This is a genomic window from Pseudarthrobacter enclensis, assembly GCF_030811655.1.
GTDB lineage: Bacteria > Actinomycetota > Actinomycetes > Actinomycetales > Micrococcaceae > Arthrobacter > Arthrobacter enclensis_A.
Genome location: NZ_JAUSRE010000025.1, coordinates 38,590 through 61,225, shown reverse-complemented (window position 1 = coordinate 61,225; position 22,636 = coordinate 38,590). Strand labels below are relative to the sequence as shown.

Genomic DNA, 22,636 nt, shown 5'->3' with positions numbered 1-22,636 from the left:
CTCCCGCCCTGTCTGCAACGTCACTTGAAGGACTGAGCGTCCGGGCCGTAGAAATCCTCGACCTTGTGCTGGCTAACTGTGTCCTTGTTGATCAGCACAGTGTCCTGCAACTGCTCCTTTGGAATGTCGCTGCCGTTGCCCGACATCAGGGTGATGGCATTGTCGACCGCCATCTGACCCATCTTGTATGGCTGCTGCGCCATGGTCGCCTGGGTCAGACCACTGGCAATCCCGTCAAACATCGTCGGGAACCCGTCGATGCCGACCGAAAAGATCTGCGCCCCGGCTGCCTTGGCCGCCTTCGACGCTCCAAGGGACATCGCATCGCTCTCCCCGAACACGGCCTTGACATTGGGGTGAGCAGTGAGGATATTTTGGGTGGCTTTGAAAGCCTGGGTCTCGTCCCAGTTCGCTGTCTCCTCGGCGACAACCTTGATCCCCGGGTTCTCCTGGATGGCCTTCTGGCATCCCTGGGTCCGCTGGGTCTCCGCAGTTGAACCAAGGACACCGTGCAATATAGCCAATTCCCCTTGACCGCCGATCTGTTTGAACATCCATGTGCACAGATCGTGGGCAGCCTTGACGCTGTCCGTTGCGATGTACGTCGCCAGTGTGCCCTGCCCCGACTCTGGCCGCTGGTCCACGGCAATCACGGGCACCTTCGCGGTATTCGCTGCACGCACGCCCGCCGCCGCTGCCGTTGAATCCTGGGACGTGAAGATGAGAGCACCGATCTGCTTAGTCAGCAGGTCGTTGACCTGCTTGACTTGGGCGGAGGAGTCATTGTTAGCCGATGTGATATTCACGTCGTAGCCCTGCTTCTTCGCCTCGTCCTTGATACCGGCGACTTCAGCCACGTAGAAGAGGGACTTTTGATCCGCGACGGAAACCCCGATCACCTTCTTTGTGCCGGCCGCTGCGGACTGCCCGCTATCCTGGCCGCAGCCAGCAAGGGAAAGTGCCAGCCCTGCGGCCACGACGGCCACGCTAGCAATACGAACACTCTTAGATGCAGTCATCTAACGACTCCTTTGTCTTGGGCTTACCATGCAGATCAATTCTCGGTTCGAACGAATATATATTCGTACAACTAATCTATATGCATGATGATGCGATGTACCTCACATAATTGTCAATAGCCGATCTAAGGGACGTACTAACGGAGCCAGCATTCTTGCGGAGAGGTCTGTTCATGCAGTGCCCAATCCCCCTGTCAAGGTTTCTTCAGGATGGGCGCCGCATCGGGACTGGCCGGTGGTGAGAGCATCGCCGTTCGCGCCGCAGGGGCAGGGACTGTCCGCACCGACCGACCCGGCTTTGGTGGTCAACGGCGCGCAACTACTCCTAGACTGCTCGCGGTCGCCAGTATGGACCAGCCGCGTGGCGAACCTAGGTGAGGCCGCTTGTAGCCTGACTTTCGACGACGGCTTTCGTCCCCATCAGCGAGATTTCATGGCCGCGGACTACCAGTGTCACAGGACTGCCGACTTCGGGCCACAAGTTCCAGCATGGTCTCTGCCGGCACGGCACTTCCCGGCCACATCCTGCTCGTGGTGCCCCCGGATTAGCGCGGCACTCAAAACAAAAATCATTCGGGTGCCCGCACTAAGCTAAGTGGGTCACGTCCCCGGAGTCAGTGGTCGTGAGACTTTTCGCCTCGACAAGTGTTCTGTAAGCTGAATTCCACTTCCACGGTCAGGTTGCCGCACACCCCAACCTGCCAGCAAGGGCTTTGTCGGAATTTTCGTTGGCGGTACTTTGGTGTTGACCTTTGTCTAGCGCGAGGTTCAGTCATCAATGTCTACTTTTTTGCTGGTTCAGCGGTTCAGATGTCCGGTCGCTTTCAGGACCGAATCGAGCCATGAGACCCTGTTGGCGAATCGTGCGGTCTTGTGTGGCACCGTCCACCTGCAGGCCTCATGTTCCCAATCCAGTGACAGTCGTCGCTTCGAGGTAACTGCGGTAAAGGTATGTACTGTCCAGGTGGCTCCTGACTCGTCGTGGAGTATCAGTTTTTCGCCTGGCCCTAGCTCGAGGAGGTCGGCGTCGGTAAGACCGGTTTCCTCGGCCAGTTCCAGCAAGGCCTGGTCCCGGGGGGATGCGCCGGACTCGAGGTAGCCGGTGACACAGTGCCAGCGCCCGCGGTCGTGGCCCACCCTGCGGCTTCTTTTTAGCATCGCGATTTTTCCATGCCGCTTGATGACGACAGCGACAACGCTGTGGCACGCCGAGGATTTCCGCACTATGTTCACGTGGTCCTGCTCCTCGTCTTAGGTTGCGTGCGTTCTTTCGTGTTCATGCCCGTGCCCCGGTTAGACCAGGGGTTTTAGCGACTTGAGGGCAGTGGAGTTCCGGACGGCGGCGGTGAGCTCCCACAGGGCTGCGCCGTGCGTCCGGCACTGCTCAATGGCGTCGGGGACCGTATTCCCTTCGCTGTCGAAATGCAGCGGGTGGAAGAACAGGCTGGGCGCCAGCACCTGGGTGCCGAAAAAGCCCCGCAGCACACCTGCCAGGTCCTCCGTCCCAAGGAAATGCGCCACTGAACCTCCGGTCATCACCACCGCTGCGGGTGTGGCGAGCAGGGGCGCCTTTGCCCCGTCCCTGTCGATTTTTTCCAGCAGGACGCGCAGTGCCGAACTGTGCGAGGCCCGGTAGGTGGGGCTGCCGAAGACTACCGCATCAGCTTCGGCAATCCGGTTCACCGCATCAGGTGCCCCGCAGGTGATGAGATCGACGGCAGCCCCTTGCGACGCCGCACCTTCCAGCACGTGGCCCACGACTTTCGCCGTCTTGCCGGGCCCGTGGGGGCTGCCGTCGATCCCGAGGATTTTCACCTGGCCAGTTCCATCATGGTGGCGTAGGAGCCCTTGAAGAAGAGCAGCGGCTCCGCATCGGAACGGGCCTGCATGGCCTTCACCAGGCCCAGCACGATGGTGTGGTCCCCGCCGTCGTATTCCTCGTGAAGCTCGCAGTCGATCCACGCGAGAGCTTTGTCCAGGATCGGGTTTCCCAGCGGTGAGGTGTGGTAGTCCACGCCCTCGAATTTGTCCGTCCCGGAACGGGCGAACTTGTTGGACAGTGCCTGGTGTTCGGCCGGGAGGATGTTGACGCAGAAGCGTCCCACGTCGCGAAGGGCCGGCCAGGTGCTGGAGGTGCGGGCGGGGTTGAACGAGATCAGTGGCGGCTCCAGCGACAGGGAGGTGAATGACTGGCAGGTGAAGCCGGCCGGCCCGTTTTCCGTTGCTGCGGTGATGACCGTCAGTCCCGAGCAGAAGTGACCGAGGATTTCGCGCATGCGCTGGGGGGTGACTTCGTGGGCAGTGTTCATTGTGGTGTCCTTTCGATTTCAGACAGCGGTGGGGATGGATGCGTAGGTAAAGCCGATGCGCGGCGCGCACTTGCTGAGGGCGGAGTTGAGGCTGCGCCCCAGGAAGCCGGAGACCAGGGAGCCGGCGGCCGCCAGCTCCTCAAGGTCCAGTCCCGTGGAGACGCCGATGTCCTCCAGGAAATTGACCAGGTCTTCGGTGGCCAGGTTGCCGCTGGCTCCCGGGGCGAAGGGGCAGCCGCCCAGGCCGCCAACGGCGGCGTCGAAGTCGGTGACGCCGACCAGCAGCGCGGCCAGGACGTTCGCCATCGCGGTGTCGCGGGTGTTGTGCAGGTGGAGTCCGACGGCGGCTTCCGGGCAGAGCGGGCGGACCGTTTGGACCAGTGCCAGGACGCGGTCCGGGGTGGCTGTGCCGATGGTGTCCGCCAGGGTCAGGCGGTCAGCGCCGGCGCCGACCAGTTCGGCGGTAATGCCGGCAACGGCTTCTGGCGGGGTGGGCCCGTCGAACGGGCAGTCAAAGGCCGTGGCGATGATCACTTCGCAGATACCGCCGGCGGCGTGGACCAGCTCGATAATCGCCTTGCCCGCTTCCACCGATTCCTGCACGCTTTTTCCGGCGTTGGCCCGGGCATGGCCCTCGGAGGCGGAGATAACGTACTGGAGGTGGTTGACTCCGGCGGCGAGTGCTCTTTTGGCCCCACCGTAGCCGGCCACCAGTGCGCAGAATTCGATGTCCGGCCAGCGGCGCAGTTCCCGGGCCAGCTCGGGGGCGTCCGCGAGGGCCGGGACGGCCGAGGGTGAGACGAAGCTGGTGACCTCGATCCGTTTTACCCCGGTCCTGGCCAGGGCGTCGATGAACTCGATCTTCTGCTGCAGGGTCACGGGCTGCTCGAGTTGCAGGCCGTCACGTGGGCCTACCTCCCGGATGTCCACGGCCCGCGGGAACTCATGTCCGGCGCTGGCGCCCAGTGATTCGAGGGTGATCATAGGTGTGGTTTCTTCTCTTCCTGTAATTCGCGGGGGGCTTGCTGGCTGCGGCTTAGATGATCCGCTGGCCGGCGAGGTTACTCAGGGCTTCGGGGCCCAGATCCAGCAGCTCGCCGTACACGTCGTCGTTGTCGTAACCGGGAGTTGCCCGGCCGGCCCAGCGGACACTCCCCGGTGAGCCTGCGAACTTGGGCACGACACCGGGGCCAAGAACGCTGCGGCCCAGCCGCTCGTCGTCGTGCTCCACGAACATGCGCCGGTGCCGCAACTGCGGGTCCTTGACCACCTCGGCGATGGTGTTGACGGGTCCGTTGACCACACCGGCTTCGTCGAGGAACTTCAAGAGATCGGCGGCGTCATAGGTGCGGGCCCAATCGCCGACCAGCTCGTCCAGGCTGTCCTGGTTGATCCCGCGGGAAACGTGGTCCAGGTACCGGGGATCGGTCGCCAGTTCGGGGCAGTTCATGGCCTGGCAGAGGCGCGCGAACAGCGTGTCCTGGTTGGCAGCAATGATCACCGGCAGCCCGTCCCGGCTCATGTAGACGTTGGATGGTGCGATCCCATCCAGCCGGGTCCCGGAGGGCTGGCGCACGACGCCGGCGCAGTCGTAGTCGGGGATCGTGGACTCCAGGAGGGCAAGGCATGATTCCGTCAATGCCACATCAACGATGTCGCCATGGCCGCTCTGCTGGCGGCGCACCAACGCTGCGAGGACACCCTGCACGGCGAACATGCCGGCAAACGAGTCACCAAGGGACAGTGCGATGCGTGGCGGCAGCTGGCCCGGGTAGCCGTTGAGCGCACGGAACCCGCTGATGCCCTCCGCGACGGAGGCGTATCCGGGTTTATGGGCATCCGGCCCGTCCTGGCCATACCCGGACACCCTCGCAATGACAAGGCGCGGATTGACTTCCTGCAGCACCGTGGGGCCTATCCCCCACTTCTCCAAGGTGCCGGGCTTGAAGTTCTCCACGATCACATCCGACTTCGCGGCCAGTTCCTTCAGCAGTTCAACGCCCTGAGGCGTTCGCAGGTTCAGCGTGATGCACTTCTTGTTCCGTGCATGCACGGTCCAGAACAACCGGTGCCCGTCCACCTCGCCCTGTCCCCAGGTGCGAAGGGGATCAGGCCGGTCCGGTGTTTCGATCTTGATGACCTCGGCGCCCATGTCGGCCAGGAGCCGGCCTGCAAAAGGACCGGCAACCAAGGTCCCCAGTTCGAGGACCCGGACGCCGGCCAAGGGCCCTCGGGGGGCTTCCGGGCCCTCATGCTCGTGGTGAATGTTTGGCATGTCTGCTCCATCTCCCCGCCTGTGACGGGCTTCACATCTGATCTCGAGGCTCAACGCTAGGTGCCGGAAACAGGGTGCGGCCAGCCTCTGACGGCAGCCCGATAGCCAAAAAAAGCAGGAAGTGAAACGGTCCTCGGAGTCTGCAGTGAACGGATATCCGCGCGGCACTCAGCGGCTAGTGTGAGCTGGGCCATAGTTTGTAGTGTCTTTCATCAGCGCCGCCAAAGACGGTGGCAAACGCACTGAGAAAGGCACTTCATGTCAACCACTGCGCGGGAACAGTTTCCCCTATATATCGACGGCGAATTCCGCGAAGGCGCTGGCGGACAGACCTTCGAGACCGTCAACCCTTACACCGGACAGGTATGGGCCAACGTGGCCGAGGGTACGGTGGAGGACATCGACGCCGCCGTCGCCAGCGCACGCGCTGCACTCTCCGGCCCCTGGGGCCAGATGACAGGAAACCAGCGCAGTGCGCTCCTGCGCCGCCTCGGCGACCTCGTCGCCGAACACGCCGAAGAGCTCGCAACGCTTGAGGTCAACGACTCCGGCAAGCTCTATAAGGAAATGGTCGGCCAGACCCGTTTCCTGCCGCACTGGTACTACTACTTCGCCGGGCTGGCAGACAAGGTGGAGGGCCGTCAGATCCCCACCTCCAACCCCAACTACCTTGTCTACACGCGCCGCGAACCCGTAGGCGTGGTCGGCGCCATTACGCCCTGGAACTCCCCCCTGCTGCTGCTGACCTTCAAACTCGCACCGGCACTGGCCGCAGGCTGCACCTTCGTGGTCAAACCCAGCGAGCACTCCCCCGCGTCCACGGCCTACTTCGCCCGCCTGCTGGACGAGGCAGGATTCCCCGCCGGCGTCTTCAATGTGGTCACCGGGGAAAGCCGGGAACTCGGCAAGGCACTCGCGGCCCACCCGGGAGTGGACAAAGTAGCCTTCACCGGATCCACAGCCACCGGGGCGCGCGTGGCACAGGCCGCCGGTGCCAACATCAACAAAGTCACCCTTGAATTGGGCGGCAAGAGCCCGCAGGTGGTGTTCCCCGACGCCGACCTCAACGCAGCTGCCAACGGACTGCTGGCCGGCGTCTTCGCTGCCACCGGCCAGACCTGCATGGCCGGGTCCCGCCTGATCGTGCACGAATCAGTCCACGATGAACTCGTGGAACTTGTAGTCCAGCGCGCCAACAACATCAAGCTCGGCGACCCCACCGATCCGGAAACCCAAATGGGCCCGGTGGCCAACGGCCCCCAGTACGACAAGGTGATGGGCTACCTCAAGATCGCCCGCGACGAGGGCGGCACCATCGCCTGCGGCGGCGAAACCCCCGAGGACCTGGGCGGCTACTTCATCCGCCCCACGGTCATCACCGGCGTGAACAAGGACTCCACCGTCGTCAAGGAAGAAGTCTTTGGCCCGGTGCTGTCCGTCTACACCTTCAAGGACGAGGCAGAGGCCGTCGCCCTGGCCAACGACACCGAATACGGTCTCGCCGGGGCTGTCTGGACCAAGGACATCCACCGCGGCCACCGCGTCGCCGGCGCCATCAAAGCAGGCACCGTCTGGATCAACGCCTACCGCGTGGTGGCGCCCGAGGTTCCGTTCGGCGGCTTCGGCTCCTCCGGCGTCGGACGCGAAAACGGCATTGACGCCGTGAACGAATACACCGAATCAAAAGCCGTGTGGGTTGAACTCACAGGCGGCACCCGCGATCCCTTCAAGCTCGGCTAAACCACAAAGGAAACCATCATGACTGCAACCGCTGAACGCATAAAGAACGAAGAGGGCCTCTTCCCCACGGCCCCGCGGCCCGACTCCGAAACGAAGCCGGTGGCGGACCGCACTACCACCAACCCCATCTTCAACAATCAGAAACTCAAGCTGGGCCTCTTCGGCACCAACTGCTCCCACGGTCTGACCATCTCCCACGTGGAAACCACCTACGAAACCTCCTGGGAACACACCAAGGCCATCGCCCAGCAGGCCGACCGGATGGGATTCGAAGCCCTGGTCCCGATTGCCCGCTGGCGCGGATTCGGCGGCACCACCAACTTCAACGGCAACAGCTTCGAAACCTACACCTGGGCGGCCGGCCTGGCCGAGGCCACCAAGAACATCGGCGTCTTCGCCACCAGCCACCTTCCCACCGTGCACCCGGTGATGGCCGCCAAGATGGCCACCACCATCGACCGGATCTCCGGTGGCCGGTTCGGCGTCAACCTTGTGATGGGCTGGTTCGCCCCTGAAATGGAGATGTTCGGCCAGAAGCAGGGCGAGCACGACGACAAGTACCGCCAGGGCCAGGAGTGGGTGGACTTCGCCAAGAAGGCCTGGACCGAACCCGGCCTGTTCGACTTCGAAGGCGACTTTTACAACTCCCAGCGTGTGGAGTCCTACCCCAAACCGCACCAGGGCCCCTACCCGGCCCTGATCAACGCCGGGAACTCGTCCGCGGGCATGGCCTTCTCGGCCCGGAACGTGGACGTCAACTTCGCAGCGCTCGACACGATCGAGAACATGAAGAGCTACAGCGACAAGATCCGTGGCATGGCGCGCGAGGAGTTCAACCGGTCCCTGGACGTCATGACCTACGGACTGGTGGTGGTCCGGGACACCGAGAAGGAAGCCAAGGCGGCGTTCCAGGAGGTCCTCGACAAGGGCGACTACGACGCCGCAGAGAACGTCACCTCCCTCATGGGCATGCAGAGCCAGTCCTTCCGCGCCCAGATCGAACAGTTCAAGGAACGCTTCGTGGCAGGCTGGGCCGGATACCCGATCGTCGGGACCCCCGAACAGGTCACCGAGCAGCTGGCGGCGGTTAACGACGCCGGCATGGGCGGCTTCATCATGGGAATGATCGATTACAACGAGGAACTGAAGTACTTCGATGAGAACGTCATGCCCCTCCTGAAGGAAGCCGGCCTGCGCCACTGAGCCTGTTGTGTCCGGGCTGCCCGGTTCGCCGGCAGCCCGGACCTTGCAGCAGGCCTCCCGATTACCCCGCCCATCCGCTTAAAATGGAACCGCAGCGCTCCCATCGAGCAACAGTGTCAATGAGGCCACTATGAACGCAACCTCCAAACCGCTGAACAACTTCCCCGTACTCCACACCCGGGACCTTGATCAGGCCCGGGAAGCGGTCAGCGACGTCTACCTTCCGCATCAACTCACCCGCGCCTCCGCCGGACCCATGGAGATGACGCTGAACGCCTGCGGAAACCGTGGCGTGACGATCGGATACCTGACGTACCAGGCGGAAACGACTCTCCGTATGCCGGCGCCGGAAGAGTTCTACCACCTGAACCTGACGACGGCGGGCCACACCTTCGGAGCCCGCGAAGACGGCCGCCGCGCCGAGACAGGCGCCGGAGCAAGCGGTCTGCTGCTGATGCCGGACCGGGACTGCACCGTCACATGGTCTCCCGACGCTGAACAACTTATCCTGCGTTTTTCCCGGACACGGCTGGAAAACCATGCTGCGGACCTGCTGGGCCAGAATATTGGAGAACCTGTGGAATTCGACTTCGGCGTCGACCTCACGACGGCCCGCGGCCGAAGCCTGCTGGCCTCGGCCGAATTCATGGCGGCGGAGATGAACCGGGTCGGCGGGATCGCGGACAACCCGCTCATCGTCGAACAGCTGGAGTCCTTTGTCATGAGCAACCTGCTGCTGGCGGTGCCAAACACCTACACGAACACCCTTGATGCGCCGGCCCCCACGGTGAACCTGGGAAGGCTGAAACCCGTGGTGGACTTCATGGAAGCCAACGCTGACGAGGCCATCAGCCCCGCCGAGCTGGCGCGCGTGGGGCACATGAGCATCCGCACCCTGCACGCCTCCTTCCAACAGGTGCTGCAAACCACCCCTATGGACTACCTCCGCAGGATACGCATGGAACGGGTACGCACCGAACTTATTTCCAACCCCGATCCCGAGCTGAAAATCACCGATCTTGCCGCCCGCTGGGGCTTTTACCACCCCAGCAGGTTCGCTGCCCGCTACCGCGAAACCTACGGTGAGCTCCCCAGCGAAACCGTGCTCCGCCACCGGTAACCCACCGGCCCTCACCCGAAAGCGACGTTAATGGGATACACCCTTGCCCAAAAAGTCTGGAACCGGCACATCGTCCGTCAGGAAGACGGAGCGCCGGACCTTCTCTACATCGACCTGCACCTGGTCAACGAGGTCACCAGCCCGCAGGCCTTCGAGGGCCTGCGCCTGTCCGGGCGCACGGTCCGGCGGCCCGACCTCACCCTGGCCATGGAAGACCACAACATCCCCACCACAGACCTCCTGAAACCCATCGCCGATCCGGTATCCGCTCTGCAGATCCAGACCCTCCGGCAGAACTGCCAGGAATTCGCCGTCCGGCTCTTCACCATGGGCCACCGGGAACAGGGCATCGTCCACGTGGTCGGGCCGCAGCTCGGACTGACCCAGCCAGGCATGACCATCGTCTGCGGCGACTCACACACCTCCACCCACGGCGCCTTCGGAGCGTTGGCCTTCGGCATCGGAACCAGCGAAGCGGAACACGTCCTTGCCACGCAGACGCTTTCCGCCAAGCCGTTCAAGACCATGGCCGTAAACATCGACGGCGACCTCGCTCCAGGGGTCAGCTCCAAGGACGTGATCCTGGCCCTCATCGCACAGATCGGAACCGGCGGCGGCCAGGGCTACGTCCTGGAATACCGCGGTTCGGCCGTGGCCGCGATGTCCATGGAAGCCCGCATGACCATGTGCAACATGTCCATCGAAGCAGGGGCACGGGCCGGACTTATCGCCCCCGACCAGGTCACGCTGGACTATCTCCGGGGCCGCAAGCACGCCCCCGCCGGGCAGGACTGGGAAGAAGCATCAGCATACTGGCTCAGCCTGGCCAGTGATGCCGACGCCCGCTACGACGCGGAAGTGACCCTCCGGGCCGCGGACATCTCCCCCTTCGTCACGTGGGGCACAAACCCCGCCCAAGGGACACCCGTCTCCGGCTCGGTCCCCTTCCCCGAGAATTTCACCGATGCCAAGGAACAGGCGGCAGCCGAACGCGCCCTTGCCTACATGGGACTCGAACCCGGAACGCTGATACGGGACATCACGGTCGACTCCGTCTTCCTCGGCTCCTGCACCAACGGACGCATCGAAGACCTGCGCGCGGCGGCGGAAGTTCTTCGCGGGCGAAGCGTCAAGAGCGGGTTGCGGATGCTCGTGGTACCCGGCTCCATGAGGGTCAAGGTCCAGGCCGAAGCGGAAGGACTGGACCGGATCTTCCTGGATGCCGGCGCCGAATGGAGGTTCGCGGGCTGCTCCATGTGCCTGGGCATGAACCCTGACCAAGTGGGCCCGGGACAGCGCTGCGCGTCAACGTCCAACCGGAACTTCGAAGGCCGCCAAGGCCAGGGCAGCCGGACACACCTCGTTTCCCCTGTGGTTGCGGCAGCCACGGCAATCCGGGGAACCATCTCCACCCCCGCCGACCTCAACTAAAGGACACCCGTGCAGAAGTTTTCAACACACACCGGCACCGGAATCCCCTTGCGCCGGACGAACGTGGACACCGACCAGATCATCCCCTCGACGTTCCTGAAGAGGATCACCCGAACCGGGTTCGAAGATGCCCTCTTCGCCCAATGGCGGAAAGACCCTTCCTTTGTCCTCAACCAGCCCGCCTACCGGTCAGGATCGGTCCTGGTGGCCGGCGCCGACTTCGGAACCGGATCATCCCGGGAGCACGCGGTCTGGGCTCTCCTGGACTACGGCATCAAGGTGGTCGTTTCTTCCCGGTTCGCGGATATCTTCCGCGGAAACTCGGGCAAGGCCGGGCTGCTCGCTGCCCAGGTGTCCGAACCGGACCTTGCTCTTCTCTGGGATGCGCTGGACTCGGACCCCGGCGCGGAAATCCGCGTGGACCTGCCGGACCAGCGCATCAACTGCGCGGACCTGACAGTCCCGTTCGACGTCGACCCTTATGTGAAGTGGCGGCTCGAAAGGGGCTACGACGACATCAGCCTGACCGAACAGCATTCCAGCCTCATCACAGCCTTCGAAACATCCCGCCCCCGATTCATGCCCGCCTGTTCAAACTGAACACCATCCAAACCAACCAAAAGACGGAGACCCCATAATGACCATGCCCGCCCATGAACTCGACACCTTCGGCAAGGGCGCCGTTGCCCTCGAGTCAACCCCCATCATGAACGACCAAAAGATGAAGCTCGGACTGTTCGCCTTCAACTGCAGCGGCGGAATGGTGATGAGCAACGCCCCCACGACCTTCCGGGTGACGTGGGAGCAGCAAAAGAAAATCGCCCAACTAGCGGACCGTATCGGTTTCGAAGCACTGGTGCCCGTTGCACGCTGGCGTGGATTTGGCGGGGAGACGAACTTCAACGGCGTCTGCTACGAAACGTTCACGTGGGCGGCGGGCCTCGCCGAAGCCACCGAAAACATCCAGATCTTCACCACCACCCACGTCCCGACCGTGCACCCCATCGTCGGGGCCAAGATGGCCACCACCATTGACCACATTTCCGAGGGCAGGTACGGCATCAACGTGGTCATGGGCTGGTTCCCGCCGGAAATGGAGATGTTTGGCGGCAAGCAGCGCGAGCACGACGACCGCTACCGCTTCGGAAGTGAGTGGCTTGATTTCGCCCAGGAACTGTGGACCAAGGATGGCTCGTTCGATTTCGAGGGCGAGTACTTCCAGGCGAACGGCGTGGAAGCCTACCCCAAGCCGTTGAGCGGCCCGCGCCCAGCGCTGATCAACGCCGGATCTTCGCCTGCCGGTCTGGAGTTTTCCGCAAAGTACGTGGATGTGAACCTGACCGCGCTGGACAGCCTCGAGAGCATGAAGGAACACTCGGACAAGATCAAGGGCGTCGCCCGGGACAAGTACAACCGCAACATCCAAGTGATGACCTATGCCCTGGTGGTGTGCCGCGATACCGAAGAAGAAGCCAAGGCCGCGCACCGGCGCATCATCGATGAAGGCGACTGGGACGGTGCCCGCAACGTCATGAGCGCTCTGGGAATGGAGAGCCAGTCATTCCAAGCGCAGATCGAGAAGTTCCAGGAACGGTTCATCGCAGGATGGGGCGGGATCAACATCGTGGGCACCCCAGAGCAGGTGGTTCAGCAGTTCCAGGAACTCTCCGATGCGGGCATGGACGGGGCGATCCTCGGCTTCCTCGACTACGCCGAGGAACTTGAGCACTTCAACGAGAAGGTCATGCCGCTGCTCCGCGAAGCAGGCCTCCGATACTAAACGGCCTCCAGCCCAACCCAATGGGAAGGCCGCTCCATCATGGGGTTGCCTTCCCATCTCATCAGCAAGGACTATTGGTGCCCGCAACAGACGGTTCTGCATCGCGCAGGCTGCTTTTCCTGCGCCCTGCTCCGCCTGGCGGACAAACCTTTCTGCATTCAATCCACGAGGCAGCAGCCGTGGCACCGGTCACGGCGTCATTGTTGAAAATGCCGGCCGGAAGCGTTGATGCCTGTGTTGGCACCAGCCTGGGAGCGACATGAGCAGGACAGTGAGGCCCGCAGCCGTCGAACCCGTTCGAACACCTGCCCGTCGACCGGGACAGCGCGCCACGGCCATCGCGGCGCTGACAACGATCGTGGCGGTGCTGCCGGTCTTCCTCGTCGGCGGGCTGGCAGTCCAACTCGAGCAGGACCTCGGCATGACGGCGCCGACACTCGGGGTGGCGGTGGCCACCTTCTGGGCGGTGTCTGCACTCTTGTCTACCCCGGCCGGATATTTGGCGAACGGACTGGGCCTCCGCCACGGGGTCCCGCTCGCCGTCGGGCTGGGCTTTGTTGCACTCGCCGGCATCGCCTTTGTCACTCCGCACTGGGCGTGGCTGATCGTCTGGCTCAGCTTCGCCGGCGCCGCAAACGCCTTGACCCACCCGCTCTCCAACGGCCTGATCGTGGACCAGGTGGCGGTGCGCAACCGCGCTTTCTCGTTTGGCCTCAAGCAGGCAGCCATTCCTACAGCGACGCTCACCGCCGGCCTGTCGGTCCCAGTATTCGCCCTTACGGTGGGGTGGAACTGGACCTTCGCGCTGGCAGCAATGCTCGTGGCCGCCCTAATCCCAGCGCTCCTGCGCATCCTGCCACGCACTGCTCCCCTCCGTCGGCGCTCCGGTAAAGCTGCCAGTGAGCCGCTCCCCCGGACGCTGAAACCATTCCTTTTCGCGACCGCCGTAGCCAGCGCCCTGGGAGCCGGGCAGGCCAACGTGGTGGGCGCATTCACTGTCACCATGGCTGTGCAGGCCGGATTCGGCGCTGCCGGTGCGGGCCTGTTGCTGGGCGCCGCCAGCGTGGCCGGGATTCTGGCCCGCCCGCTGGTTGGCATTGCCGCGGACCGGGGGATCGGCGGCTCGATGGCCACCGTGGCACTCATGATGGGGGCCGGGAGCCTGGGGCTGCTCGGCATGGCGTCCGGTTTCTCGATCGCCTATGCAGCCGGAGCCGTCGTCGCGTTCGGTCTGGGCTGGGGCTGGAACGGCCTGGCCCATTACGTGGTCTCACGCACGGCGCATCCGTTCACCATCCAGGCCACCGGGATCACCCAGAGTGGAACCTACATCGGCGGAACGCTGGGGCCGCTGCTGTTCGGGATCGTTTTCTCCGAGTTCAGTCCGGCCATTGGATGGACAGTCGCAGCGGTGGTTGCAGCAGCCGGGACGGCGGCATCCCTGGTCGCGTTCCGTTTGGAGAAGCGTTTGCGGGCCGGTTAGTTGCTTAGGACAGGCGCGGCAGCACGGCGACGGCGAACTCCGCGGTGGTGGCCGTGCCCTTCAGGTCCAGTCTCGAAGCGGCGTACGCGTACGCCAAATCCGGGCCCCAATTCGCCGCCTTCTCGACTGGGAGGTTGGGCTACACCCAAACCTGACGTCAGGCAGCAAGTATGAGAGCGTCAGAATAGGGCGCGCATAGCTTTTCTGCACACTCGGATGAAGGGGTCTTAGACTCCAACCGGACGGTCAGGCTGCCGAACGCTCTTACTTCAGACAACTATGCTGCGGTGTGCCCCTGACAGCGTGTAGCCCCTTGCCGCAGGTGAAGGAACAAAAGTCAGAGGGAGCTAATACGCGTTGCGCAATTTCAAACCTCCGCCCCCGGGCCGCGCTCTGCGAGCCCTATGCCGTGCCTATGCCGGCCCGCGCCGCAGCTAAGAGTGCGTCACCCGCTCTGCGATCTGCCCGGGCTTCATAACCAGAATGACAGAGCCCGTCGACCCACCTTTGGGGAATACTTGGAGGATCGGTCCACCTAGTAACGAGGAGAACAACGCGCCATGACATCCCGCGACCCTTACGAAGGACTTCCCCAGCTTCCGGAATTTCAGGTGACCAGCGCCGACATCGAGGACGGCCACACCCTTTCCCCGGCTCAGTGCAGCGGAAAGATGGGCATTGAAGGCGGCCAGGACCGGTCCCCGCAGCTTTCGTGGTCTGGCTTTCCAACGGAGACCAAAAGCTTCGCGGTCACGGTTCTGGACCCCGATGCCCCCACCGGGAGCGGTTTCTGGCACTGGGCTGTCTTCAACCTGCCGGCGTCGACCACCTCCCTGCCTTCCGGCGCAGCGGAAACCGGACTGCCAGAGGGTGCTGTGCAGTTGGCGAACGACGCAGGCTTCCCCGGCTTCGTGGGCGCAGCGCCGCCCGCCGGCCACGGCGTGCACCACTACCATGTGGTAGTACACGCGCTGGATGTGGAGAAGCTCGACATCCCCGCTGAAGCCAGCCCCGCCTACCTGGGGTTCAATATCTTTTCGCACGGCATCGGCCGCGCACGGCTGGTCGGTACTTTCGAGCAGCCCTGACCCAATTCCGCGCGACGCAGGTGCACGTCCAGCCACCACGGGACGTGCACCTACGGTGTTTCAGGGGGCAGGACCGAGCAGTTTCCAACGATGCCAAATGGTCGCTCCCCGGGGCCCACCCCGCTCGGGCCCAGCTTGCCCGCCCTGTCCGTCAGGATCTGGACGTAGTCCTCATGCCCCACGGCCCCTGAGAGGCAACAGTGCGCGGAGTTCGTTCATCCACATGCCGCTGGTACTTCTTGGGCCCGGGTTGCGGAGTCAGTAGGGATCACCACCAGGCCCAGTGAGACCCGCCCCAGCGCTTGCCTCCGCCATCACGGCCACCGGGGAAGAGATGCCGAACGGCAGGTGTCGGGGGCGGAGCCAGGCACTGTCGAACCCCAGCTGCTCCCCAGCTCAATGATCTGCGGCGTCGACTCATGCCCGGCCGCTGGATCAAGAGGATCGAACAACCCAATCGTGAGGAAGCCAAGCTTGCGTAATGGACAGGCGGGCTGCGGCATGGCTTCCTCAGGGGGGCCGAGACGTTGCTGATGTTCAGACTAGGGGCTGGGCCAAGGCTTAAAACCAACATGTCCCGCCCGTCCCACTCAGTGGCAAAACCTTGACGGCGCCGTCCACAAAGGCGTTAGGCTCGCCAAGAGCCAGCGACGGCGCCGGCACGGGAGGAATCTATGTCACTGCAGGAAATCGAGTTCACGTCCGCCAACGGCCGCGACACCATCCAGGCGTGGGTCTACGAACCCATCGGCCAGCCCAAAGCCATTGTGCAGCTGATCCACGGGCTCGGCGAGCACTCCCGCCGCTACCTCCACCTCATCTCCACCCTGGTGGACGGGGGTTTCATCGTGGTGGCGGGCGACCACTCCGGGCACGGGCGCACGGCCATGCAGCAGGGCACCTGGGGCGATGCCGGCGAAGACTCCGCCAGCGTGGTGGTCGCGGACGAGGTCACCCTCCAGGCCAAGGCCAAGGAGGCACTCCCCCAGCTTCCCTACGTGGTGTTCGGCCACAGCTGGGGTTCCATGATCGCCCGCGGCATGGCCGTGGACCCGCAAACGGAGCTGTCAGGTTTGATTCTCTGCGGCATCGCCGCCCAGATGCGCGGCATCGAAAAGATGATCGACCGCCCCGAACTGGCCCGGCTTGCCTCCAGCGAGCGCGGTGCAGAGCCCGCGCCCCAGGAACTGGTGGCCCAGCTGTTCGACGGTTTCCTGGGCCGCTTAGGCGAGGGCGCCGGCCCCACCGCCTGGGTCGCTTTGGACGCAGACGTGGTTTCGAACCACGGCAGGGACCCCTTCAACAACTTCGGCGCACCGCTCAGCGCCCGCTTCCTGCAGGGCTTTGTGGACCTCTACGACCAGGTCACCTCCGACGACTGGTACAAGCAGCTCCCCGCGGAACTCCCCGTCCTGATCCTCGCCGGCGACCAGGACCCAGTGACCAACTACGGCGAAGGCGCCTACCACGTGGCCAACCGCCTGGCCGATTCGGGCCACGCGGACGTCCGCACCCGCGTCTTCCCCGGCGTCCGGCACGAGGTGCACAACGAACCCACAACCCGCGCCGAGACGGAGCGCGAGACGGTCGAGTTCATCCAGCGCGTCGCCCAGCGGTAGGACTCCCCCACTGCCAGCTGCAGGCTGACGGTCCCGGACCAAGCAGCCGGGCCAAAGCAGCCCCCGCACAAGGTACGACGCCGGCACTCACCGCGCCGCCGTCGTCGTCCCTTCCAGCGAAAGGGTGCCGCACGTGGTGGCCGGCGCCGTGGTACGTTCGCCGGCATGGAATGTGTAGTGCTGTACACCGTGCGGGAGGGCGTGGACCGCTCCCGGATCATGGAAACCTTCCCGCGCCACAAGGCCTATTACGAGGCGTTCCACGCCAACGGCGGCGGACTCGTGGCCCTCGGCGCCTTCCAGGACCCTGACCCGGCTGCCAGCTCCATGGGGATTTTTACTTCCCGGCAGGAAGCCGAACGGTTCGTCGTCGACGACCCCTTCGTCACCGAAGGGCTGGCCGAGCCGCGGCTCCTGGAGTGGAACGCCGTGCGCTTCGGGTAGGAGAAACAACACCCGGTGCGTCGTTCTTGCCGGGCCGACGGTACCAGCGTGCAAAGGCGGGCCCGGCCGCCGGGATTTGGCAGTGTGGGCACCCGGAGCCCGCAGCAGTCACGCGGAAGTTTGTAGTCAACGGGAAAGTCCATAATGCTCTTACTCAACTAAATTGATTTAGTGGCAAGTGTGGGCTAGATTACTTCTGTCCAGCCCTGGCCCCTCTGGCAGTTCGACCCACCGGCGCACAGGGCCCCTATGACTTTTCCCTTTGGCGTTGCGAGGAGATCCCCTTGATTGCAGTTGCGGGTGCGCCCGTGAGTTTTGGCGTCTTTGATTTAGGCGCAAGCGCCGGAGGCCGTTTGCCCGGGCCGGACGAGGTGTGCTCCGTTTTGGAAAGAAACGGGTACACGGGGATCGATTTGGGCCCTGTCGGCTTCCTCGGCCGTGGCCCCAGGCTCCGTAGCCGTCTGGAGGAGTACGGGTTATCCCTCGCCGGCGGCTGGATCGATCTTCCCTTTACCGACGCCGACGCTTTTACGGCGGCGCTCCCGTCGCTTTCGGTGGTACTTGACGTGTTTGACGAAGCCTCGACCGGGCAGCAGGTGCCGCCGCCGTTGCCGACGTTGGCAGACAGCGGCTCCGACCGCCGTCGGGCGAATCCGGGAGGAGGCGCCGACGTGGCCCTCGACGCCGAGGGCTGGACCACGCTGGCCCGGAACGTGGCCACCGCCGCACGGCTGGTAAGGGACCGCGGGTATGAACCCACCTTCCACCACCATGCCTGCACGTACGTGGAAACACCCAAAGAGATCGAGGAGTTCCTCGATCGCACTGATGTCGGCCTCACGCTGGATACCGGCCACCTCATCCTGGGCGGCGGGGATCCGGTTGTGAGCCTCGAACAGTGGAAAGAACGGGTCAACCACATCCACATCAAGGATGCCCGCATGGACGTGCTGCAGTCAGTTGTCAGGAACAAGGGCGACATGCGTGACGTCTGGGCCGGTCAGGCATTCGTGCCTTTAGGCGACGGCGACCTGGACGTCAATGGGTTCATGGATGGCCTCGCCGGGACCGGCTACGACGGCTGGCTGGTGGTAGAGCAGGACTCCATCCCCAGGCCGCAAGACCCCCCACAGCTCGCAGACCAGCACCATGCCATCAACCGTAACGTACTCAGAAAGTGGATCTCGTAATGACTTTGCTTCGAATCGGAGTTGTGGGACTTGGCGCCGTCGCCCAGTCCGTTCACCTGCCCCTGATCACAAGGCGATGGGATCTGTTCGACCTTGCAGCCGTGGCAGACCTCTCCCCCGCCCTGCTTGGCCGGGTTGGCGCCCAATACGGCGTTCCCGCTGAACACCAGTACCAAAACCTGGACGACATGCTGGACGGTGAGGAGCTGGACGCCGTCGTGTTGTTGACCTCCGGATCCCACGGCCAGCCCGCGCTGCAATGCATTGAAGCGGGGGTGGCTGTGCTCTGCGAGAAGCCGCTGGCGTTCTCCCTGGGGGAGATCGAGCTGCTGCGCAAAGCGGAGCAGGGCCAGGGCAGGGCAATGCTCCTGCTCGGCTACATGAAGGAGTACGACCCCGCCGTCCTCACCCTGAAGGAGCGGCTGCCCGGCCGGAAAGACACGCGGTTCGTCAACGTGGAGGTGCTCCACCCCGCCGGATCCGCCCAGCTGGCCTTCGCCAACCTCCACCCAGGCGCCCGGGACGTCCCCGCAGACGTGCTCTCCGGGCTGATCGAAGCCGACGAACAAAAGCTCGATGCGGCCCTGGGCAAAGACAGTCCCCGCCTGCTGCGGCGGCTCTACTCCAACGTCATCCTCGGCAGCCTGATTCACGACATCGCGGTGGTCCGGGCCCTGGTGGGTCCGCTGCAGGCAATTGATGCTGTCCATTACTGGGCAGAACAGGATGACCCGGGGTCCATCGAAATAACTGCGACAGCCGCTGACGGGGTCCGCGTCCACTTCAACTGGCATTTCCTTGCCGACTACCCCGTGTACCGCGAAACCGTGACCGTCCACCACACCAGGGGCAGCGGAAAACTGGAATTCACCGTCCCCTATCTCCTCAACGCCCCCACCAAGCTGCAAATAACTGAGAGAGCCGGCGCCGGGGTGTCCGACTCCCTGTTCGAAGACGTGACGGAAGCATTCGAGCAGGAACTCGTCGCCTTCCACCGCATGGTGGACGGCGGGGAGCAACCCCCCACCGGGATCGCGGAAGGTGAGGCGGACGTACGGGTCGCCCAGCTGATCGCCGCAGCCTTGGCCAATTCCCTGCAGGTCTCCATTGGCGGAGAGGCGGCTTCGGCATGACCCCGGCGGAGGAAACCGGCATCGTCCTGGTGCCCCACACGCACTGGGACCGGGAGTGGTACGAACCCTTCCAGGTGTTTCGCTTCAAGCTGGTCCAGATGTTCGACACCGTCCTGAAAATGGCTGAGGAAGACGCCAGATTCCGATTCACCCTTGATGGCCAGACGGCCGCAATCGAGGACTACCTGGAAATCCGGCCAGAAAACGAAGACAGGGTCCGTGCCATCGTGGCCAGTGGCCAGCTCGCGCTGGGTCCGTGGCAGATCCTGCTCGACGAATTCCTGTGCTCGGGCGAGACCATCATCCGCAACCTTCAAATGGGCATGGCAGGCGCCCAGCGGCTGGGCGGATACATGAACGTGGGCTATCTTCCCGACATGTTTGGCCACGTCGCCCAAATGCCGCAAATCCTGAGCCGGGGCGGCATTGCGCACGCCTGCCTCTGGCGCGGAGTGCCCGCCAAAGTTTCCGGGCATTCATTCCGGTGGGAAGCGCCGGACGGATCATCCGTGCGGGTGGAATACCTCTTCGACGGGTACGGCAGCGCCCTGGACCTCCTGGCGATCCCGGAACATATCCCGCACGCGTTGAGTGAATACAGGCAACAAACCGCCGATCGATACCGCGGGGACCCCATCCTGGGAATGGTCGGCACCGACCACATGCCGCCCGACCAGGCACTCATGCACCACGTGGACACGTACGATTCTCCCGCCTTCCCGATAAGGGTCGGCACCCTGGAAGAGTACGTAGCGGCCTTCGACCCCAAAGACGAACGACTCGAGGCAGTCCGCGGGGAACTTCGCTCCCACGCCCGGGGCAACATCCTTCCGGGCGTCTTCTCGATCCGCCGCAACCTCAAGATCGCCATGGCCACGGCTGAACGCATGGCCCTGGACGCCGAACGGCTGGCAGCGGCCCATCTGGGCGTCGACTTTGAACCATTTATCAGCATGTCCTGGCGGCGGATCATCGAGTCCACCGCGCATGACTCCGTGGTCGGCTCCGGCACCGACGAAACCGTGGATCAGGTAGAGGCCCGGCTTCACGAAGCAGCCCAGATTGCCCGCGCCGCACGCGACGAAGTGGCCCTCTCAGTGGCCGGAAGCATTCCCAGCGACGCGTTCGTCGCGCTCAACACGTTGCCCGCGGACCGCAACGTCGTGGTCGAGCTCGACGTGCCGGCCCCAGCAGAGGGACTGCCCGTGGCCGCCATGACCGGTAACGGAACAATGCTGCCGGTGCAGGAAACCGGGCACGCCCCCACCATGCTCGGTGATGAAACCATGGACGCCTCCGTCATGGTGGAGCGCATGATGAACCGGATCCACGGCCGCGAACTGTTCGGCCAGCTCATTGAGCAGTACCGGGTGGCCCCCTATTCCCTTGAGTTCGATGTGGCGGAAGTGCCGTCAACGCCGGTGTTCGACGTCGTCACGTTCAAGGCCGAATTGGCGGCAGCCGTCGAGGCGCACCCGGGCGACTGGAAGGTTCGGATCGTCGCCGAACCCAGGCGCCGGGTCTTGGTCGATGTCCCGGTCGCGGCCATGGGTATCACCCCCTTTAAGGTCTTCCAGGCAGAACGCCCCGAACCGGAGCACATCACGTGCGACGACGGCACCTTGAGCAACGGACTCATTTCAGCGGCCATCGGCGAGGATGGGGAAATCACCCTGACAGGGGTGGACGGCACCGTCCTGCACGGTATCGGCAGGCTTGTCGACGGCGGCGACTGCGGTGACAGCTACAACTACGGCCCTCCCGCTCTGGACAGCATCGTCACTGAGCCTTCCCGGGTGACCGTGGAGGTTGTCGAACGCGGACCCGTACGCGCAGTAGTCAAGGTGACCAGGCACTATTCCATGCCGCGTTCCCTTGACCGCGGCATGGGGAGCCGGGACAACGAAACCGTCGATGTTCCGGTCCACACGTTCGTGGAGTTGCGCCGCGGTGAACCGTTCATCCGTCTTCGCGTTCAGTTCACGAATGAGGCGGCCGACCACCGGCTGCGGATGCACATCCCGCTTCCGAATGCCGTGGAATCCTCAGTGTCGGAAGGGCAGTTCTGCATCACCACCCGCTCACTCACCGCCGAAGGGGGAGGCGGCGAATTTCCGCTTCCGACGTTTCCCGCCTACACCTTCGTGTCCGCGGGACCTGCCACCGTGCTCCTGCATGATGCCACCGAGTATGAGGTGGTGGACGGAAAGGAACTGGCGCTCACGCTGTTGCGCGCCGTGGGCTCGATCAGCGTCAACGTGCACCCGCTGCGGGACGAACCGGCTGCCTCAGAGATCCCCATCCCGGGCGCCGAGGAAGCAGGAACCCAGGTGGACGTCGAATTCGCGGTCATGGCCTCCGCCCAGGGTTACCGCAACGCCGACGCGGTCCGGTTCGCGGACCACTTCAACGCTCCAGGCCTGGCCGTACGCGGCCGGGGCACCCCAGGCGCCTTGGTGCCGGAACCTGCCGAAGGCCTGCGGCTCAGGGGAGAGGGCATCCGGCTGAGCAGCATGCGCCAGGTGGGCGACGACGTCGAAATCCGCGTTGTGCTGCTGGCCGGGCAGACCACCGGGGGTGTCGTTACCGGCCCCTTCAGCGGCGTGTCCACGGTTGACCTGACGGGCCGGACGTTGGAATCGGAACAGGTTGACGGTGAGTACAAATTCGAGCTTGATCCGTGGGAGATACGCACACTGCGCCTGACTCCCCGCAAGTAATCACGGCAACAAGATATGCCCCGCTCCACCTAAAGCGGGGCATATCTGTTTTGGCAGTGCATTGGGGACGTCCCGCGCCACA

General features: G+C 64.0%; 19 protein-coding genes and 1 pseudogene. 13 read left to right on the top strand and 7 right to left on the bottom strand.

What is annotated here, in order from left to right; all coding sequences use genetic code 11:
* Window positions 1-20: 20 nt before the first annotated feature.
* The 6 genes from J2X98_RS19215 to J2X98_RS19190 form a co-directional block, all read right to left on the bottom strand.
* A complete protein-coding gene (locus tag J2X98_RS19215; protein WP_307311402.1) occupies window positions 21-1,019 on the bottom strand; it encodes a substrate-binding domain-containing protein in 999 nt (332 codons plus the stop codon).
* Between the two features lie 798 nt (window positions 1,020-1,817).
* Window positions 1,818-2,252: an NUDIX domain-containing protein gene (locus J2X98_RS19210; RefSeq protein WP_307311400.1), complete on the bottom strand. Its 435-nt coding sequence runs from the start codon at window positions 2,250-2,252 to the stop codon at window positions 1,818-1,820.
* A gap of 60 nt (window positions 2,253-2,312) precedes the next feature.
* Window positions 2,313-2,834: an NADPH-dependent FMN reductase gene (locus J2X98_RS19205; protein WP_307311397.1), complete on the bottom strand. Its 522-nt coding sequence runs from the start codon at window positions 2,832-2,834 to the stop codon at window positions 2,313-2,315.
* Entirely contained in the window at window positions 2,831-3,328 is a 498-nt protein-coding gene (locus J2X98_RS19200; RefSeq protein ID WP_307311394.1) for a flavin reductase family protein, read from the bottom strand. The genes J2X98_RS19205 and J2X98_RS19200 overlap by 4 nt, the downstream gene beginning before the upstream one ends.
* Before the next feature lie 18 nt (window positions 3,329-3,346).
* Window positions 3,347-4,312, bottom strand: a complete 966-nt coding sequence (locus J2X98_RS19195) for a hydroxymethylglutaryl-CoA lyase (protein WP_307311391.1) — start codon at window positions 4,310-4,312, stop codon at window positions 3,347-3,349.
* Between the two features lie 52 nt (window positions 4,313-4,364).
* Complete coding sequence (locus tag J2X98_RS19190) at window positions 4,365-5,603, bottom strand: CaiB/BaiF CoA transferase family protein (RefSeq protein ID WP_307311389.1); 1,239 nt, start codon at window positions 5,601-5,603, stop codon at window positions 4,365-4,367.
* A gap of 258 nt (window positions 5,604-5,861) precedes the next feature.
* On the opposite strand from J2X98_RS19190, the gene J2X98_RS19185 reads away from it, so the two are divergent.
* From J2X98_RS19185 to J2X98_RS19150, 8 genes are all read left to right on the top strand, one after another.
* Window positions 5,862-7,343, top strand: coding sequence for an aldehyde dehydrogenase (locus tag J2X98_RS19185; protein ID WP_307311387.1), 1,482 nt, complete (start codon window positions 5,862-5,864; stop codon window positions 7,341-7,343).
* A gap of 18 nt (window positions 7,344-7,361) precedes the next feature.
* Window positions 7,362-8,546: an LLM class flavin-dependent oxidoreductase gene (locus J2X98_RS19180; RefSeq protein ID WP_307311384.1), complete on the top strand. Its 1,185-nt coding sequence runs from the start codon at window positions 7,362-7,364 to the stop codon at window positions 8,544-8,546.
* A 130-nt stretch (window positions 8,547-8,676) separates the two neighbouring features.
* Window positions 8,677-9,666 carry an AraC family transcriptional regulator gene (locus J2X98_RS19175; RefSeq protein ID WP_307311382.1) on the top strand — a complete coding sequence of 330 codons (990 nt, stop codon included), beginning with the start codon at window positions 8,677-8,679 and terminating at the stop codon, window positions 9,664-9,666.
* Window positions 9,667-9,696: 30 nt separating this feature from the next.
* Entirely contained in the window at window positions 9,697-11,097 is a 1,401-nt protein-coding gene (gene leuC, locus J2X98_RS19170; protein ID WP_307311379.1) for a 3-isopropylmalate dehydratase large subunit, read from the top strand.
* A 9-nt stretch (window positions 11,098-11,106) separates the two neighbouring features.
* Window positions 11,107-11,697, top strand: coding sequence for a 3-isopropylmalate dehydratase small subunit (gene leuD, locus J2X98_RS19165; RefSeq protein WP_307311377.1), 591 nt, complete (start codon window positions 11,107-11,109; stop codon window positions 11,695-11,697).
* Between the two features lie 37 nt (window positions 11,698-11,734).
* The gene (locus J2X98_RS19160; RefSeq protein WP_307311375.1) at window positions 11,735-12,877 is read left to right on the top strand and encodes an LLM class flavin-dependent oxidoreductase; all 1,143 of its coding nucleotides are present in this window, start codon (window positions 11,735-11,737) and stop codon (window positions 12,875-12,877) included.
* Between the two features lie 259 nt (window positions 12,878-13,136).
* Window positions 13,137-14,360, top strand: a complete 1,224-nt coding sequence (locus J2X98_RS19155) for an MFS transporter (protein ID WP_307311372.1) — start codon at window positions 13,137-13,139, stop codon at window positions 14,358-14,360.
* 560 nt (window positions 14,361-14,920) lie between these two features.
* Entirely contained in the window at window positions 14,921-15,448 is a 528-nt protein-coding gene (locus J2X98_RS19150) for a YbhB/YbcL family Raf kinase inhibitor-like protein (protein ID WP_307311369.1), read from the top strand.
* Window positions 15,449-15,748: 300 nt separating this feature from the next.
* Here J2X98_RS19150 and J2X98_RS19145 read toward each other — a convergent pair.
* Window positions 15,749-15,951, bottom strand: a pseudogene (locus J2X98_RS19145) (LLM class flavin-dependent oxidoreductase); the annotation flags it as partial.
* 171 nt (window positions 15,952-16,122) lie between these two features.
* Between J2X98_RS19145 and J2X98_RS19140 the strand changes: the two are divergent.
* From J2X98_RS19140 to J2X98_RS19120, 5 genes are all read left to right on the top strand, one after another.
* Window positions 16,123-17,067: an alpha/beta fold hydrolase gene (locus tag J2X98_RS19140; RefSeq protein ID WP_307311366.1), complete on the top strand. Its 945-nt coding sequence runs from the start codon at window positions 16,123-16,125 to the stop codon at window positions 17,065-17,067.
* Window positions 17,068-17,232: 165 nt separating this feature from the next.
* The gene (locus J2X98_RS19135) at window positions 17,233-17,511 is read left to right on the top strand and encodes a YciI family protein (protein WP_307311363.1); all 279 of its coding nucleotides are present in this window, start codon (window positions 17,233-17,235) and stop codon (window positions 17,509-17,511) included.
* A gap of 383 nt (window positions 17,512-17,894) precedes the next feature.
* Window positions 17,895-18,701 carry a TIM barrel protein gene (locus J2X98_RS19130; protein ID WP_307311359.1) on the top strand — a complete coding sequence of 269 codons (807 nt, stop codon included), beginning with the start codon at window positions 17,895-17,897 and terminating at the stop codon, window positions 18,699-18,701.
* Window positions 18,701-19,834: a Gfo/Idh/MocA family protein gene (locus J2X98_RS19125; protein WP_307311356.1), complete on the top strand. Its 1,134-nt coding sequence runs from the start codon at window positions 18,701-18,703 to the stop codon at window positions 19,832-19,834. Before J2X98_RS19130 ends, J2X98_RS19125 begins: the two co-directional genes overlap by 1 nt.
* The gene (locus J2X98_RS19120) at window positions 19,831-22,554 is read left to right on the top strand and encodes a glycoside hydrolase family 38 N-terminal domain-containing protein (RefSeq protein WP_307311351.1); all 2,724 of its coding nucleotides are present in this window, start codon (window positions 19,831-19,833) and stop codon (window positions 22,552-22,554) included. The genes J2X98_RS19125 and J2X98_RS19120 overlap by 4 nt, the downstream gene beginning before the upstream one ends.
* Window positions 22,555-22,636 lie beyond the last annotated feature (82 nt).

Coding starts and splice junctions, on each gene's coding strand:
- J2X98_RS19120 (WP_307311351.1), top strand. CDS start 19,831: ATGACCCCGGCGGAGGAAACCGGCATCGTCCTGGTGCCCCACACGCAC.
- J2X98_RS19190 (WP_307311389.1), bottom strand. CDS start 5,603: ATGCCAAACATTCACCACGAGCATGAGGGCCCGGAAGCCCCCCGAGGG.
- J2X98_RS19175 (WP_307311382.1), top strand. CDS start 8,677: ATGAACGCAACCTCCAAACCGCTGAACAACTTCCCCGTACTCCACACC.
- J2X98_RS19150 (WP_307311369.1), top strand. CDS start 14,921: ATGACATCCCGCGACCCTTACGAAGGACTTCCCCAGCTTCCGGAATTT.
- J2X98_RS19125 (WP_307311356.1), top strand. CDS start 18,701: ATGACTTTGCTTCGAATCGGAGTTGTGGGACTTGGCGCCGTCGCCCAG.
- J2X98_RS19140 (WP_307311366.1), top strand. CDS start 16,123: ATGTCACTGCAGGAAATCGAGTTCACGTCCGCCAACGGCCGCGACACC.
- J2X98_RS19215 (WP_307311402.1), bottom strand. CDS start 1,019: ATGACTGCATCTAAGAGTGTTCGTATTGCTAGCGTGGCCGTCGTGGCC.
- J2X98_RS19160 (WP_307311375.1), top strand. CDS start 11,735: ATGACCATGCCCGCCCATGAACTCGACACCTTCGGCAAGGGCGCCGTT.
- leuC (WP_307311379.1), top strand. CDS start 9,697: ATGGGATACACCCTTGCCCAAAAAGTCTGGAACCGGCACATCGTCCGT.
- J2X98_RS19180 (WP_307311384.1), top strand. CDS start 7,362: ATGACTGCAACCGCTGAACGCATAAAGAACGAAGAGGGCCTCTTCCCC.
- J2X98_RS19155 (WP_307311372.1), top strand. CDS start 13,137: ATGAGCAGGACAGTGAGGCCCGCAGCCGTCGAACCCGTTCGAACACCT.
- J2X98_RS19200 (WP_307311394.1), bottom strand. CDS start 3,328: ATGAACACTGCCCACGAAGTCACCCCCCAGCGCATGCGCGAAATCCTC.
- J2X98_RS19195 (WP_307311391.1), bottom strand. CDS start 4,312: ATGATCACCCTCGAATCACTGGGCGCCAGCGCCGGACATGAGTTCCCG.
- J2X98_RS19135 (WP_307311363.1), top strand. CDS start 17,233: ATGGAATGTGTAGTGCTGTACACCGTGCGGGAGGGCGTGGACCGCTCC.
- J2X98_RS19185 (WP_307311387.1), top strand. CDS start 5,862: ATGTCAACCACTGCGCGGGAACAGTTTCCCCTATATATCGACGGCGAA.